This window comes from Pseudoclavibacter sp. RFBI5 (genome assembly GCF_002931395.1).
GTDB lineage: Bacteria > Actinomycetota > Actinomycetes > Actinomycetales > Microbacteriaceae > Pseudoclavibacter.
Window position 1 is genome coordinate 440,799 of record NZ_PSYA01000010.1, and the last position, 15,939, is coordinate 456,737.

At 68.5% G+C, this 15,939-nt stretch carries 13 protein-coding genes; all 13 read right to left on the reverse strand.

Annotated features, from left to right (window positions below; genetic code table 11):
• Positions 1–51: 51 nt before the first annotated feature.
• The 13 genes from C5E06_RS08975 to hisG all read right to left on the reverse strand — a co-directional run bounded on the left by C5E06_RS08975 (position 52) and on the right by hisG (position 15,876).
• Complete coding sequence (locus C5E06_RS08975; RefSeq protein WP_258063805.1) at positions 52–1,086, reverse strand: alpha/beta hydrolase; 1,035 nt, start codon at positions 1,084–1,086, stop codon at positions 52–54.
• A gap of 129 nt (positions 1,087–1,215) precedes the next feature.
• Positions 1,216–2,673, reverse strand: coding sequence for a pyruvate kinase (gene pyk, locus C5E06_RS08980; RefSeq protein ID WP_104241251.1), 1,458 nt, complete (start codon positions 2,671–2,673; stop codon positions 1,216–1,218).
• A gap of 56 nt (positions 2,674–2,729) precedes the next feature.
• A complete protein-coding gene (locus C5E06_RS08985; protein WP_104241252.1) occupies positions 2,730–4,190 on the reverse strand; it encodes a glutamate synthase subunit beta in 1,461 nt (486 codons plus the stop codon).
• On the reverse strand, positions 4,183–8,751 hold the full coding sequence (gene gltB / locus C5E06_RS08990; RefSeq protein WP_219820061.1) for a glutamate synthase large subunit: 4,569 nt from the start codon (positions 8,749–8,751) through the stop codon (positions 4,183–4,185). Before gltB ends, C5E06_RS08985 begins: the two co-directional genes overlap by 8 nt.
• A gap of 188 nt (positions 8,752–8,939) precedes the next feature.
• Positions 8,940–9,998, reverse strand: coding sequence for a prolipoprotein diacylglyceryl transferase (lgt, locus tag C5E06_RS08995; RefSeq protein ID WP_104306631.1), 1,059 nt, complete (start codon positions 9,996–9,998; stop codon positions 8,940–8,942).
• Positions 9,995–10,816, reverse strand: a complete 822-nt coding sequence (gene trpA, locus C5E06_RS09000; protein WP_104307264.1) for a tryptophan synthase subunit alpha — start codon at positions 10,814–10,816, stop codon at positions 9,995–9,997. Before trpA ends, lgt begins: the two co-directional genes overlap by 4 nt.
• Positions 10,817–10,845: 29 nt before the next feature.
• Positions 10,846–12,090 carry a tryptophan synthase subunit beta gene (trpB, locus tag C5E06_RS09005; protein ID WP_104241255.1) on the reverse strand — a complete coding sequence of 415 codons (1,245 nt, stop codon included), beginning with the start codon at positions 12,088–12,090 and terminating at the stop codon, positions 10,846–10,848.
• Positions 12,087–12,860 (reverse strand): indole-3-glycerol phosphate synthase TrpC, encoded by a 774-nt coding sequence (trpC, locus tag C5E06_RS09010; protein WP_104306632.1) that lies wholly within the window; start codon positions 12,858–12,860, stop codon positions 12,087–12,089. The genes trpB and trpC overlap by 4 nt, the downstream gene beginning before the upstream one ends.
• Before the next feature lies 1 nt (position 12,861).
• A complete protein-coding gene (locus C5E06_RS09015; protein WP_146080203.1) occupies positions 12,862–13,140 on the reverse strand; it encodes an HGxxPAAW family protein in 279 nt (92 codons plus the stop codon).
• A gap of 34 nt (positions 13,141–13,174) precedes the next feature.
• Positions 13,175–13,858, reverse strand: a complete 684-nt coding sequence (locus tag C5E06_RS09020) for a Trp biosynthesis-associated membrane protein (protein ID WP_104306633.1) — start codon at positions 13,856–13,858, stop codon at positions 13,175–13,177.
• Positions 13,845–14,234 (reverse strand): phosphoribosyl-AMP cyclohydrolase, encoded by a 390-nt coding sequence (gene hisI / locus C5E06_RS09025; RefSeq protein ID WP_104306634.1) that lies wholly within the window; start codon positions 14,232–14,234, stop codon positions 13,845–13,847. The genes C5E06_RS09020 and hisI overlap by 14 nt, the downstream gene beginning before the upstream one ends.
• On the reverse strand, positions 14,231–15,034 hold the full coding sequence (gene hisF / locus C5E06_RS09030) for an imidazole glycerol phosphate synthase subunit HisF (RefSeq protein WP_104306635.1): 804 nt from the start codon (positions 15,032–15,034) through the stop codon (positions 14,231–14,233). Before hisF ends, hisI begins: the two co-directional genes overlap by 4 nt.
• Positions 15,035–15,036: 2 nt before the next feature.
• Entirely contained in the window at positions 15,037–15,876 is an 840-nt protein-coding gene (gene hisG / locus C5E06_RS09035) for an ATP phosphoribosyltransferase (protein ID WP_104306636.1), read from the reverse strand.
• Positions 15,877–15,939 lie beyond the last annotated feature (63 nt).

Below are 15,939 nucleotides of genomic sequence, written 5' to 3' on the forward strand. Positions count from 1 at the left end.
GGGGCACACGCGGTCCAACAGCGATTCGGCCGCTGTTGTTCCCGCTGCGGATCAGTGGAGGTACGCCTTGAGCCACCGAGTCATGGCCGCGAACGCCTCAGCCCGCACCGGCGGGGCGGAGAGCAGCACGTCGTGCAGCGCGCCGTCCAGGCGACGAACCGTGACCGTGTCGCCGAGATTGAGCGAGCGCCGCGCGATGTCGTCGACGCGCAGCACGGAATCGGAGGTGCGCATCGACTCATGCCAGATCGGCGACAGTGTGCTCCGCGATGACAGGAGCGTCAGGACGGGGGCCCGGATGTCGAGCCCCACGGCGACTGCCGCGTGGCCGGCGAGGATCGCGTGGAGCCAGCCAGCTCGCACGGTGAAGCTCGGCGTCGGCCGCCAGCGGTCGTCGAACTCCCACTCGCCACCCAGCTCCTTCTTCACCGCCCGCGTGTAGAAGCCGAAGTCGATGTTGTTGAACGTGTCCGTGGGGCGCAGCTGGGCCGCGAGCGTCATGAGCGGGGTCAGCGCCGTGCGCACTGCGGCCCTGGTCTGCAGCTCGAGCCACGGGCTGTTCAGGATGAGCGCATCCACGCGACCGGGGTTCCGGTCCGCCCAGAGACTCAGCGTGAGGCCACCCGTGGAGTGGCCGATCAGGATGAGCGGATGCCTGCCCCGGCGGTGCCCACCTGGCCCATGCCCCATGACCTCGAGGGCGCGTTCCAGCTCCTCGTCGTAGGTCGCGAGGTCGGTGACGAATCCGGGGGTCTGGTAGTCGCGGAGGCTGCGCCCGTACTTGCGCAGGTCGAGCGCGAAGAAGCGTGCGCCCTCGTTCGCCCAGTAGTGCGCGTGGTGCTTCTGGAAGAAGTAGTCGGACCAGCCGTGCACGTAGAGGATGTCAGCTCCACGTGCTGGGCCCCGCGCGAAGCGGTCCGCCCGCGGCCCGCGAACGAGCGTCGCGACGACCTGGCCCTCATGGTCGGGCTTGAGCGGCAGGTCGAGGGCCGAGAAGCCGGAACCGAGGATATCCGGTCGCCATTCCGTGGCGGCGACAAGCGCATCTCTGACGTCCAGCGCGGTGGACCCCTGCACCGGACTCACGACTCGCTCCGCGCCTCGACGATCGACATGGTGAAACGATACCCAACGTGGGGCCGCCGCGGGTTCTCACCGACGACAAGAGGCCGGTGAGAACCGTTGGGTCCTCACCGGCCTCTCGGCGGCGTGCGGCTAGCGGGTGTGCTTGCCCTCGTACGCGGGGACGACGCGGTCGTCATCGACGCCCACGCGGTGCACGCGGAGGTCGTTGGTGGTGCCAGCGCGGCCCGGGGGCATGCCGGCGACGACCACGACGACGTCGCCCGCCTGGGCGAGGCCGTTCTCCATGAGGTACTTGTCGACCTGCCCGATCATCTCGTCGGTGTGCGTGACGCGCTCCACGATGGCGGCCTTGACGCCCCAGTAGAGGTTCATGCGACGAGCGATGTGCGGCGACGGGGTGAACCCGAGCACGGGGATCTCGGTGCGCAGGCGCGCCATGCGCCGCACCGAGTCACCGGACTCCGTGAACACGCAGTAGTACTTCGCCTTGAGGAACTCGCCCACTTCGGACGCGGCGAGGGTGATCGCGCCGCCCTGCGTGAAGGGCTTCGTGCCCAGCGGCGGGATGCGGTCCAGGCCGTGCGTCTCGGTCGACTCGATGATGCGCGCCATGGTGCGCACCGCCTCGATCGGGAACGCGCCGACGCTGGTCTCGCCGGAGAGCATGAGCGCGTCGGCGCCGTCGAGGACGGCGTTGGCGCAGTCGGATGCCTCTGCGCGGGTGGGGCGCGGGTTCTCGATCATCGTCTCGAGCATCTGCGTCGCGACGATCACGGGCTTCGCCCAGCGGCGAGCCTGCTGGATCGCGTTCTTCTGCACGATCGGGACCTGCTCGAGCGGAAGCTCCACGCCGAGGTCGCCGCGGGCGACCATGATGCCGTCGAACGCGTCGACGATCTCGTTGAGGTTCTCGACGGCCTGCGGCTTCTCGATCTTCGCGATCACGGGAAGGCGGATGCCCTCCTCGTCCATGATCGCGTGGACGCGGTTGATGTCCTCCGCCGAGCGCACGAACGACAGGGCGATGATGTCGGCGCCGATGCGCAGACCCCAGCGCAGGTCGTCCTCGTCCTTCTCGGAGAGGGCTGGCACGTTCACGGCGACGCCGGGCAGGTTGATGCCCTTGTTGTTCGAGACCTTTCCTGGCACCTCGACGCGGGTCGTGACGGTCACGCCGTCGGTCTCCACGACGCGCACGAGTACCTTGCCGTCATCGATGAGCAGCGGGTCGCCCGGCTTCACGTCGGTGGGCAGGCCCTTGTAGGTCGTGCCGACGAGGTCCTTCGTGCCGGGTACGTCCTGGGAGGTGATCTTGAAGATGTCCCCGACCGCGAGGTGGTGGGGGCCGTCCTCGAACTTCTCGAGACGGATCTTCGGTCCCTGCAGGTCGACCAGGATCGCGACGGGAACGCCGAGCTCCTCGGCGGCGTCCCGGACGAGGGTGTAGTTCTCGGTGTGCACGGCGTGGTCGCCGTGGCTGAGGTTGAAGCGCGTGACGTTGACGCCGGCGCCGATGAGGGCGCGGATCCCTTCAGGGGTGTTGACGGCTGGACCGAGGGTGGCGACGATCTTCGCTCTACGGCTCATGCATTAACTCCGGTTCGTCGAAACTGTGGTGCGCCGAGAGGCGCGTGGTGGCGGATTCAGAGGGAGATCGCGCGCTCGGTGGCGAGGATCGGCTCCGGAAGCTCCGTCGACTGTTCAAGATACCGGTCGACGGAGGCGGCTGCCGCACGTCCCTCGGCGATCGCCCAGACGATGAGCGACTGGCCGCGGCCCGCGTCGCCCGCGACGAACACTCCAGGGAGCTCCGTCTCGTACTCGGCAGTGCGGTCGAGGGCCCCCCGTGAGGTGAACGGGAGCTGCAGCTGAGGTTCGATCGTGTGCCGCTCCGGGCCCGTGAAGCCCATGGCCAGCAGCACCAGGTCGGCGGGAAGCTCGCGCTCCGTGCCCGCCTTCGGGCCGCGCGAGCCGTCGGCGCGGAACTCGGTCTCGGCGAGCCGGATCGCGCGGACCCGACCGGACTCGTCGCCGATGAACTCGACCGTGGACGCCTGGAAGGCGCGCTCTCCGCCCTCCTCGTGCGAGGTCGAGACCTCGAAGAGGGTCGGCGTCGTCGGCCACGGCTGATGCGCGGGACGCTCGGTCGGCGGCTCCTTGCCGATGGCGAGGTTCGTGACCGAGGCCGCGCCCTGGCGGTGCGACGTGCCGATGCAGTCTGCACCGGTGTCTCCACCGCCGATGACGATGACGTGCTTGTCCTCGGCGTGGATCTGCGAGGCGAGGTCGTCGCCCGCGACCACGCGGTTCGACTGCGTCAGGAAGTCCATCGCGTAGTGGACGCCCTTGAGCTCGCGGCCCGGCACGGGGAGATCGCGCGGGACCAGCGCTCCGGTGGCGACCACGACGGCGTCGTAGCGCTGGCGGAGGTTGTCCCACGTGATGTCGCGACCGATCTCGATGCCGGTGCGGAAGCGAGTGCCCTCGGCGCGCATCTGCGAGAGACGAGCATCGAGTACGGACTTCTCCATCTTGAAGTCCGGGATGCCGTAGCGCAGCAGCCCGCCGATGCGGTCGTCACGCTCGAACACCGCGACCGTGTGGCCGGCGCGGGTCAGCTGCTGGGCGGCGGCGAGGCCCGCTGGCCCCGATCCGACGACGGCGACCGTCTTGCCCGTGAGGCGCTCGGGCGGGTGCGGACGGACGTTGCCCTCGGCGAAGGCGGTGTCCGCGATGGACTGCTCGACGCGCTTGATCGTGACGGCCGGCTGGTTGATGCCGAGCACGCACGACGACTCGCACGGGGCCGGGCACAGGCGTCCCGTGAACTCCGGGAAGTTGTTCGTGGCGTGCAGGCGCTCGCTCGCGCCCGCCATGTCACCGCGGAACGTCAGGTCGTTCCACTCGGGGATGATGTTGCCGAGCGGGCAGCCCTGGTGACAGAACGGAACACCGCAGTCCATGCAGCGTCCGGCCTGCCGGCGCAGCTGGGTGGGCTCCTGCGGGTCGTAGACCTCGCTGAAGTCCATGATGCGCACGGGAACGGGCCGACGCTTGGGGAGCTCTCGTTCGCGATTGGTGAGGAATCCTCTCGGGTCAGCCACGGGTTGCCTCCAGAATCTCGTGCCAGGTCGTGCTGTCATCGGGGTCGCCACCGCGTTCGATGGCGGCGTTGCGGATCTCGGTGACCTTGGCGTAGTCACGCGGGAGCACCTTCGTGAACTCCTTCGACACCGCGTCGAAGTCCTCGAGCATCTCGCGAGCGAGCTGCGAGTCGGTCTCCGCGTAGTGGCGTTCGAGGATGTCGCGCAGGATGTCGGCATCGGCGCTGGTCAGCGTCGTCAGGCCGAGCTCCCCCGTCGAGACCATGTCGGGGTTGACGAGCTTCGGGTCGAGCTTGTGCACGTAGGCGATGCCACCGGACATGCCCGCACCGAAGTTCTTGCCCGTCTCCCCCAGGATCACGGCGAGTCCGCCGGTCATGTACTCGAGCGCGTGGTCGCCGACGGCCTCCGCCACCGCAGTGGCGCCGGAGTTGCGGACGAGGAAGCGCTCGCCGACGACGCCGCTCAGGAACATGGTTCCGCTCGTCGCGCCGTAGCCGATGACGTTGCCCGCGATGACGTTCTCGTGCGACTTGAACGGCGCACGCTCGTCGGGCCTGAGGATGATCTCGCCACCGCTGAGTCCCTTGCCGACGTAGTCGTTCGAGTCGCCGACGAGCCGGATGCGGATGCCGTTCGGCAGGAACGCGCCAAGCGACTGCCCCGCGGTCCCCCGCAGTTCGATGTCGATCGTGCCTGCTGGCAGGCCGTGCTCACCGTGCTTGAGGGTCACGTGGTGCCCGAGCATCGTGCCGACGGCGCGATCGGTGTTGATGACGTCCATCGACACCTTGACGGACTCGCCGCGCTCGAGCGCCTGCTCGGCGAGCGTGAGCAGCTGCTGGTCGAAGTGCTGGTCGAGCTCGTGCTCCTGGGTGACAAGGCTCCGAGTCGGCGCATCGCCGAACTCGTGGCCGGTGAGCACGCGCGAGAGGTCGAGCCCCTCGGTCTTCCAGTGATGCATCGCCTCGTCGACTTCGAGGAGCTCGCGCTTCCCGATGATCTCGTCCAGTGAGCGCACGCCGAGCTCCGCGAGGTACTCGCGGACCTCCTGCGCGACGAACTCGAAGAAGTTCACGACGTGGTCGGCCTGGCCCGTGTAGCGGGCGCGCAGCTCAGGGTTCTGCGTGGCGACGCCGACCGGGCACGTGTCGAGGTGGCAGACGCGCATCATGATGCAGCCGGAGACGACGAGCGCCGCGGTCGCGAAGCCGAACTCCTCGGCGCCGAGCAGGGCGCCGACGATGACGTCGCGGCCCGTCTTGAGCTGACCATCCACCTGCACGACCACGCGGTCGCGCAGGCCGTTGAGCATGAGCGTCTGCTGCGTCTCGGCAAGACCGAGCTCCCACGGAGTTCCCGCGTGCTTCAGGGAGTTGAGCGGCGAGGCGCCCGTGCCGCCGTCGTGGCCCGAGACCAGGACGACGTCGGCAAGCGCCTTCGTCACACCGGCGGCAACCGCGCCGATGCCGTTCTCGCTCACGAGCTTCACGTGGATGCGCGCCGACGGGTTCGCGCGCTTGAGGTCGAAGATCAGCTGCTTGAGATCCTCGATGGAGTAGATGTCGTGGTGAGGGGGCGGGGAGATCAGTCCGACGCCGGGTGTCGCGTGGCGCGTCCGAGCCACCCAGGGGTAGACCTTCGTCGGAGGCAGCTGCCCGCCCTCGCCCGGCTTCGCGCCCTGCGCCAGCTTGATCTGGATGTCATCCGCGTGGGTCAGGTACATGCTCGTGACGCCGAACCGGCCCGAGGCGACCTGCTTGATGGCGCTGCGTCGCTCGGGATCGAGGAGGCGCTCGACGTCCTCGCCACCCTCGCCCGTGTTCGACTTGCCGCCGATGCGGTTCATCGCGATGGCGAGCGTCTCGTGCGCTTCCTTCGAGATGGAGCCGTAGCTCATGGCACCGGTCTGGAAGCGCTTGAGAATCTCGGAAGCCGGCTCGACCTCGTCGATCGGGATCGGAGTCCGGTCGCCCACCTTGAGCTTGAAGAGCCCACGCAGCGTCATCGTCTCCGCGGCCTGGTCGTCGACGAGCTTCGTGTACTCCTTGAAGATGTCGTAGCGGCCCTCGCGCGTCGAGTGCTGCAGACGGAAGATCGTGTTCGGGTTGAAGAGGTGCGGTGGCCCCTCACGGCGCCACTGGTACTCGCCGCCGATGTCGAGGGGGCGGTGCGACGCGGGAGCAGCCTGGGCCGGGTACGCGTGGCGGTGGCGGAGCTGGTTCTCGCGGGCGATGCCCTCGAGCCCCATTCCGGAGATCTTGCTCGCCGTGCCCGTGAAGTACTCGCTGACGAGCTCGTTGGAGAGACCGACGGCCTCGAAGCACTGCGCGCCCGCGTAGGAGGAGACCGCTGAGATGCCCATCTTCGACATGATCTTCAGGACGCCCTTGCCGAGCGCCTTGATGAGGTTGGCGACCGCCTTCTCCTCGGAGACTCCGGTGAGCTTGCCCTGACGGACCATGTCCTCGCAGGATTCCATCGCCAGGTACGGGTTGACGGCGGAAGCGCCGTAGCCGAGCAGCACTGCGACGTGGTGCACCTCGCGGACGTCGCCCGCCTCGATGACCAGGCCGACGCGCATCCTGCGCTCCGTGCGGATCAGGTGGTGGTGCACGGCACTCGTCATGAGCAGCGAGGGGATGGGCGCGTAGTCGCGGTTCGAGTCGCGGTCGGAGAGCACGATGAAGCCGGCGCCGGCGTCGATCGCGCGGTCGGCCTCCTCGCACAGCTCCTCGAGCCGCTTGCGCAGCCCCTCGACGCCGTCGTCGACCCGGTAGCAGCCGCGGAGCGTCTCCGCCGCGTCGATACCGGGGCGCTGCTCGATGTGCTGGATCTTCGCGAGCTGGTCGTTGTCGATGACCGGGAAGTCCAGCACGACCTGACGCGCGTGCTCAGGGCCGGCGCTGAGGAGGTTCTCCTGCGGCCCGATGCTCGTCGTGAGGCTCGTCACGACCTCCTCGCGGATCGAGTCGAGCGGCGGGTTCGTCACCTGCGCGAAGTTCTGCGTGAAGTAGTCGAAGACGAGCCGCGGTCGGTCCGTGAGGATTGCGATGGGCGTGTCCGTGCCCATGGCTCCGATCGGCTCAGCACCGTTCTTCGCCATCGGAGCGAGCAGGATGCGCAGCTCCTCCTCGGTGTAGCCGAAGGTGCGCTGGCGGCGCTCGACGGAGGCCGGAGTGTGCGTGACGTGCTCGCGCTCCGGGAGCTCGGCGAGGTTGATGCGACCCTCATCGAGCCAGTCCCCCCACGGCTGCAGCTCCGCGAGGTCGTGCTTGACCTCATCGTCTTCGATGAGGCGGCCGACCTCGGTGTCCACGAGGAGCACCTGTCCTGGGCGCAGACGCCCCTTGCGGATGACGGTCGCGGGGTCGAGGCTGGCGACCCCGACCTCGGAGCCCAGCACGATGAGGCCGTCGGCTGTCTGCACGAAGCGGCCGGGGCGAAGTCCGTTCCGGTCGAGCGTCGCGCACACGTAGCGGCCGTCGGTGAAGGCCATCGCCGCGGGCCCGTCCCACGGCTCCATGATGAGCGAGTGGTACTCGTAGAAGTCACGCACCTCGGCGCTCAGATCCTCTGCGGTCTCCCACGCTGCCGGCACCATCATGTGCACGGCGTGCGCGAGGGAGCGGCCCGAGAGGGTGAGCAGCTCCAGCACCTCGTCGAAGGATGCCGAGTCGCTGGCGCCCTCGGTCACGATCGGGAACAGGTCTGCGACGTCGCCGAGGATCTCGGAGCGCAGCTGCGACTGCCGGGCGCGCATCCAGTTGCGGTTGCCGCGAACCGTGTTGATCTCGCCGTTGTGCGCCATCATGCGCATCGGCTGCGCGAGCTGCCACGACGGGAACGTGTTCGTCGAGTAGCGCGAGTGCACGATCGCGAGCTTGGAGGCGAAGCGCTCATCGCTCAGGTCCGGGTAGAACGGCTCCAGCTGCAGGGTCGTGACCATGCCCTTGTAGGTGATCGAGCGGCACGAGAGCGACATGAAGTACACGCCGAGCGAATGCTCGGCGCGCTTGCGCATCCGGTAGCACTGCCGGTCGAGGGACGCGCCCTTGCGTGGGTTCCCTCGGAAGTTCTGGCGCTCGCTGCGCACGAAGAGCTGCTCGATGACGGGCATCGCGGCCCGAGCCAGCTTGCCGAGCTCGTCGGGCTGCACGGGAACCTCGCGCCAGCCGATGACGCGGAGGTCCTCTTCTGCCGCGAGCTTGGCGATGCCAGCCTTGACCCTGGCCCGCTCGTCGGCGTCCACGGGAAGGTAGGCGTTGCCGACCGCGTAGCGGCCATCGGCAGGCAGGTCGAAGCCACTGACCGCGCGGAAGAAGTCGTCCGGGATCGCCGTCAAGATGCCAGCGCCGTCTCCGGTGCCCGCATCCGAGCCGACAGCGCCGCGGTGCTCCATGTGGCGGAGCGCGTCGAGCGCGTGGTCGATGATGTCGTGACCCGGCGTGCCACGCAGGGTGGCGACCATCGCGAGCCCACAGGCATCGCGTTCGTTGGCAGGGTCGTACAGACCGGCTGCTGCTGGGTAGCCATTCGTTGGAAAGGCGGCGGAGGTCATAACTCGTCCCCTCGTCGGTGGTGCCATGGGTCGCTTGGCGGACTCGACAGAAGACTGATGTTGACGGAGCCCGTTCGGGGCGGGTGCCTACAGGCGTCCGTCGGTCCATTCAGCAGATTACGACCGCTGTGTTACTTCTGTGTTTCGAGGTGCACGTGCAAGGCCCGAGAGGGGTGGGGTGTTTCGCCTCAGCTCTTCGAGGGCGTGGAGACTTCTTCGCTCTCATCAGGGGTATTTTCCACGTCGCCCGAGTTAGGCTTGGCTTCGGAAGTTTCCTCGTCGTGAACCGAAGATTGCGTGGAGGTTTCCTCCTCGGCGTCGAGCTCGTCGTCGCCGTCGAGTTCGTCGGCCTCAGCACCATCAGCGCCCTCAGTGGCCCTGGCTGTCTCGGACTCCGGATCGCGCCCGGGAAGGTAGATGCTCGTGCTCAGCTGCGAGACCGGCAGGCGTGAGACGTAGATGAAGAGCGCGACGCCGACGATGACGAGGCACAGGGCCCCGAAGACGTTCGAGCGCATCCCGAGGATCACCTCGGAGTAGTCGACGCGAATGGACTCGATCCAGATGCGTCCCGTTCCGTACCAGATGAGGTAGGCGGCGAGCGTCTTGCCCGTGCGCCACCGGAACATGCGCTCGAGGAGCACGATGAGGGCGATGCCCGCGAGGTTCCAGAGCATCTCGTACAGGAACGTCGGGTGGAAGAGCGTGCCCTCAGGCAAGCCGACGGGGAAGGCTGGATTGCTCGCCTCGATCTGCAGGCCCCACGGCAGGTCGGTGGGCCAGCCGTAGAGCTCATGGTTGAAGTAGTTGCCGAGGCGCCCGACGGCCTGTGCCAGGAGGAGGCCGGGGATGAGCGCGTCCGAGAACGCGAGCATGCGGATGCCCGTCATCCGGCTCGCGATGAAGATCCCGATCGCTCCGCCGATGAGGGAGCCGATGATGGCGTTGCCGCCCTCCCAGATGAAGAAGATGCGCCAGAAGTTGGCGCCCTCGAAGAAGTAGTCGGCGGGATGCGTGAAGACGTGGTACAGACGCGCGCCGAGCAGCCCGAGCAGCACGGCCCAGATGGCGAAGTCGACCGTGATCCACTTCTCACCGCCACGCGCGGTGAGCCGTCGGTCCGTCCACAGCACGGCGAGGATCATGCCCGCCACGATGAAGAGCGCGTAGAGGTGCACCGTGAGCGGCCCGACCTCGAAGCTCGCCCACTCGAGGGGCGGGCTGGGGATTCCGGTCAGTGGCGTCATGCCTGTTCCTTCGAAGATGAAGCGTCGAGAGCGGTTCCGGTCGCGAGCTGGGCGGCGACCTCGGCGACAGCGGGCACGCCGCCGGAGGCGAGGGCCTTGACCAGCGCGGATCCGACGATGGCGCCCTCCGCATACGCGAGCACCTCGCGGACCTGCTCTGCGGTCGAGATGCCGAGGCCGACGCAGGCTCGTGTGCAGCCGTGCGCGTGGAGTCGGTCCGCGAGCGAGCGAGCGGCCTGGTCGACGTCCGCCCGGGCTCCCGTGATGCCCATGGTCGAGACCGTGTACACGAAGCCGCTGCTGGAGTTGATGACCAGGTCGAGGCGCGCGTCGCTCGAGCTGGGGGCCGCGAGGAAGACGCGGTCGAGTTCGTGCGCCTGCGAGGCGGCGATCCACTCGCCACCCTCGTCGGGAACGAGGTCGGGGGTGATGAGTCCGTTGCCACCCGCTGCCGCGAGGTCGCGGGCGAACGCGTCGACGCCGTACTGCATGACGAGGTTCCAGTAGGTCATGACCACGATCGGCGCGTCCACCTCGGCGCGGATCTGGCGGATGGCCTCGAAGACGTGCTCCGTGCGGAAGCCGCCCTCGAGCGCCTGAACAGCTGCAGCCTGGATGACGGGGCCGTCCATGACCGGGTCCGAGTACGGCATGCCGAGCTCGATGACATCGACGCCCGCCTTGACGACGGCGATGGCTGCGGCCACGGACGTGTCGAAGTCGGGGAATCCGACGGGCAGGTAGGCGACGAGCGCGCCCCTGCGGTCCCGATTCGCCGTGTCGATGACCTGCTCGAGGGCGGAGGTCGCGGACGGGATCGGGGAAGCCGCGGTGGTCGATGCTGAGGTCACTTGACTTCTCCCTCGGTGCGGTCCGGGTTGCCGAGGCCGAAGTACTCGGCCGCGGTCTCCATGTCCTTGTCGCCGCGCCCCGAGAGCGAGACGAGGATCGTCGCGTCCGGACCGAGCTCCTTGCCGAGCTCGAGCGCGCCGGCGAGGCCGTGGCTGGACTCGATGGCCGGGATGATGCCTTCGGTGCGCGAGAGCAGCCGGAAGGCCTCCATCGCCGCCGCATCCGTCACCGGGAGGTACGTTGCGCGGCCGATGGCGGCGAGGTGGGCGTGCTCTGGTCCGACGCCCGGATAGTCGAGGCCGGCCGAGATCGAGTGCGACTCGATGGTCTGTCCGTCGACGTCCTGCAGGAGCAGGGTGCGAGCACCGTGGAGCACACCAGGGCGACCGGCGCCGATCGTCGCGGCATGCCGTGGTGTGTCGACACCGTCGCCAGCGGCTTCATAGCCGTAGAGCGCTACCGAGGGGTCGTCGAGGAAGGCACTGAAGATGCCGATCGCGTTGGACCCGCCGCCGACGCACGCGACGACGGCGTCGGGCAGGGCACCGGTCAGGTCGAGCACCTGCTGGCGCGCCTCCTCGCCGATGATGGCCTGCAGGTCGCGCACCAGCGCGGGGAACGGGTGCGGGCCCGCGGCAGTGCCGAACACGTAATTGGTCGTGTCGACGGACGCGACCCAGTCGCGCATGGCGTCGTTGATCGCATCCTTGAGCGTCGCCGAACCGGACTCGACGGCCACGACCTCTGCCCCCAGGAGTCGCATCCGAGCGACGTTGAGCGCCTGACGCGCCGTGTCGACGGCACCCATGTAGATCGTGCAGTCGAGCCCGAAGAGCGCCGCCGCGGTCGCAGTCGCGACGCCGTGCTGGCCTGCGCCGGTCTCGGCGATGACTCGCGTCTTTCCGATGCGCTTCGTCAGCAGGGCCTGACCGAGCACGTTGTTGATCTTGTGCGAACCCGTGTGGTTGAGGTCTTCGCGCTTGAGGATGATGCGGGCGCCGCCAGCGTGCGCTGCGAACCGCGGCGCCTCGGTGATGATCGAGGGGCGACCGGAGTAGTCGCGGTGCAGTCGGGAGAGCTCAGCCCAGAATTCATCGTCGGCTTTCGCCGCTTCCCAGGCGCTCGACAGCTCGTCAAGAGCCGCCATGAGGCTCTCCGGGACGAAGCGGCCGCCGAACTCCCCGTAGTAGGGGCCAGAGGCGTTCCGCAGCGATGTGGTGTCTGGGGGCAAGGTGCTCATGCGAGGTGGAAGGTCTCCAAAGTAGATTCCGGGTTGCCGCCCGTCACGAGCGCCTCCCCGATGAGAACGGCGTCTGCGCCGGCGTCGCGGTAGCGACGCACGTGAGCTGGCTCGAGGACCGCCGATTCGGCGACCTTGACGACATCGTTCGGGTAGAGGGGAGCAAGCTCCCCGAAGAGCTCCGGGTGGAGCTCGAAGGTCGCGAGGTTGCGAGCATTGACGCCGAGGATCCTTGCGCCGGCGTCGAGACCGCGCAGCAGCTCGTCCTTCGAATGCGCTTCGATGAGCGCCGTCATGCCGAGCTGCTCCGTGAACTCGGCGAGGCGGACGAGCGTCGACTGGTCGAGCCCCGCGACGATGAGCAAGGCCAGGTCGGCCCCGCACGCGCGGGCCTCCAGCAGCTGGTACTCCTCTGCGATGAACTCCTTGCGGAGCACGGGCACGGCGACCGTGTCGCGCACCGCGCGGAGGTCGTCGAGCGAGCCGAGGAACTTGCGCTGCTCGGTGAGCACGGAGATCGCGGCTGCTCCCCCACGTTCGTAAGACGCCGCCAGCACAGCGGGGTCGGGGATGTCGGCGAGGCGACCCCGAGAGGGGCTGGCTCGCTTGACCTCCGCGATGATGTTGACGCGCTCCGAGCGGGCGAGCGCCCCGTACGCATCGAGCGCAGGGGCGACGTCGGAGATTCGAGCCTCGAGGACGCCCGAGGGAGTGCGCTCCCGCCGTTCAGCCGCGTCCTCGAGAGCGCCGTGGTACAGCGACTCGAGCAAGCTAGTGCGCCTTCGGACCGAAGCCGAGACGAGCGAGCAGCGGCCACGCGATGGCCCCGATCACGATCGCGACGACGCCGACCCAGGTGACGATGTTCTGGTCGAACCAGATGCCGAGCGTGCCGACGGTGAAGCCGACGAGCATGATGAGGACTCCGGTCCACGCGGCAACCGAGTGGCCGTGGCTCTCGTGAGGCTCCTGCAGCGGCGCCTCCTGGACCTCTTCGGCCTCTTCGATGCTCGTGGGTTCGTGGGACGTCTTCGCGGCCAGTTCAGTCATGAGGGTGCTCCTTGTCACGTGCGCTGGGATAAGTCTAGCTGGATGCTCGCGAGCCACCCGCGTCGGTGGGGTCGTCGCCGTGGCTCAGCGCATCCCATTGCTCGACACGCTGATCGCTGCCCGCCGGGGCGTCCGCGCGAACGTCACCCGCCGGTTGTCCATTCTCGGGCATCTCGTCGGCCGCTTCCAGTGAAGTCGTCGAGAAGCGCCGTCCACTCGTCGGCCACCGGCGGGCCGTGACGATCGCGAGCACGCCGGCGAAGGCGAGGACGGCGCCGGCGACGACGGCCAGCCATGGCCAGAATCCGACGGAGACCGCTCCGGCGGCGACCGCATCCGCGATCGTCTGCTCGCCCGCGAGTCCCGATGCTGCCGTCACCTCCGGTGCGATGGCCGGGGCCGGGTTGCCGACCGCGACGAAGGACTGCAGCACCAGGACCGCGCCGACGAGCGTGAGCAGCCCGCCGAGCACGTATCTGAACACGACTCCCGCCAGGGCCAGCGCCGCGAGGACGGCGAGGGCAGCCAGAGCGAGCGCCATGACGGCCGGGGCTGCGACGTCTCCGCGGACCTCGCCCGCGAACGTCTGCGCCCCGAGGGACACCTCGAACGAGAACCACACCTGCGACCAGGCGAGGATCGCCAGACCCGCGCCGACGACGATCGCGAGGAGCGTGCCGCGCTTGCCGCGCTTGCCCGCAGCGTCAGGCGACGTCATGGGCCGGGAACTCGAGCGCGAGGTCGTCGCCGTCGAAGCAGGTTCGGGTACCGGTGTGGCAGGCAGGGCCGTGCTGGTCGACGCCCAGGAGGATCGTGTCGGCGTCGCAGTCGAGCGCGAAGCTCACGAGGCGCTGCGTATTGCCGGAGGTGTCGCCCTTGCGCCACAGCTCCGAACGAGAGCGCGACCAGTAGACGACCCGCCCCTCGGTCAGGGTCATGCGCAGTGACTCCGCGTTCAACCAGGCGAGCATGAGCACCTCGCGGGTGTCGTGCTGGGTCACGACTGCCGGAACCAGGCCGCGGTCGTCGAACGAGACGCGCGAGAGGATCTCGTCGATCTGCCGCGCGGCAACGGGGAACGTGGATGCCGTCATCGGACGCTCCGCCTGACGGTGACTCCTGCTTCGGCCAGGGAGTCCTTCACCTGGCCGATCGTGAACTGCCGGTGGTGGAAGACGCTCGCGGCCAGCACGGCGTCCGCGCCGGCCTCGACGGCGGGAGCGAAGTGCTCGAGCGCACCCGCTCCGCCGGACGCGATGACGGGGACCGTCGCCAGCTCGCGGACGAGGCGGGTCAGCTCCAGATCGAAGCCGGCCTTCGTGCCATCAGCGTCCATGGAGTTGACGAGGAGCTCCCCCGCGCCGCGCTCGATGGCCTCGCGGGCCCAGCTGAGCGCGTCGATCCCAGTGTCTGTTCGCCCACCGTGGGACGTCACGACGAACCCGGACTCGGTCGATGCCGAGCGCTTCACATCCAGCGAGAGGACGAGGACCTGGTTGCCGAACGTCGACGAGATCTCATCGAGCAGCGCCGGCCGTGCGATCGCCGCAGAGTTCACGCCGACCTTGTCGGCGCCGCACGCGAGCAGCACGCGAACGTCCTCGACGCTGCGCACCCCACCGCCGACGGTGAGCGGGATGAAGACCTGCTCCGCCGTCCGCGTGACGAGGTCGTAGGTGGTCCCCCGTCCCTCGCTCGAGGCGGTCACATCGAGGAAGGTGAGCTCATCCGCACCCTGCTCGGCGTAGAGCGCCGCGAGCTCGACGGGGTCGCCCGCATCCTGCAGATCCAGGAAGTTGACGCCCTTGACGACACGCCCCTCGGCCACATCGAGGCAGGGGATGACGCGCGTTGCGAGCCCCGTGGACTTCTGGGCGGATGAGGAGACGGTCATCATCACACCCGGACGGCTTGCAGCGCCGTCACGATGATGGCCTTGGCCCCAGCATCCTGGAGCTGGTCCATGACCTGGTTGAGCTCGTTCTGCGGCACCATGGAGCGCACCGCGACCCAGTCCGAGTCGCGCAACGGGGAGATCGTCGGCGACTGGAAGCCGGGTGTGATCGCCAGAGCCGCGTCGAGCTTCGACGACTCGATGTCGTAGTCCATGATCGCGTAGCGTCGCGCGACGAGCACACCGTCGAGGCGGCCGAGGAGGCGACGCGCAGCGTGCTCCTTCTCCGGCGTCGAGATGAGGACCGCCGTGGATTCGAGGATGACCGGACCGAAGACCTCGAGGCCGGCCTTGCGCAGCGTGCCACCCGTGGAGACGACGTCGGCCACGGCATCCGCGACGCCGAGCCTGATGGCCGACTCGACCGCTCCCTCCAGGGGTACCAGCTCAGCTTCGATGCCCGCCCGGGCGAACCAGGAGCCGAGCAGGCCCGTGTAGCTCGTCGCCACGCGCTTGCCCTGCAACTGGCTGACATCGGTGAACTCGCCGGCGGGGCCCGCGAATCGGAAGGTCGAGTCGCCGAAGTCCAGCGCACGGACCTCCTTGGCGGCCGACTCGGTGTTCAAGAGAAAGTCGCGGCCCGTGATGCCAGCGTCGAGGACACCCGAGCCCACGTAGGTCGCGATGTCACGAGGCCGAAGGTAGAAGAACTCGACATCGTTGATCGGGTCGATGGCGACGAGCTCACGGCTGTCGCCGCGGCCGCGGTAGCCGGCCTCCTGCAGCATTTCGTTGGCCGTCTCGGCGAGCATGCCCTTGTTTGGCACGGCGATGCGAAGCATTGTTGGAACGTCCTTGGTTCTGGGAGTCATGAATCGGGGTGGGTGCGCGCTGCCCGGTGACGT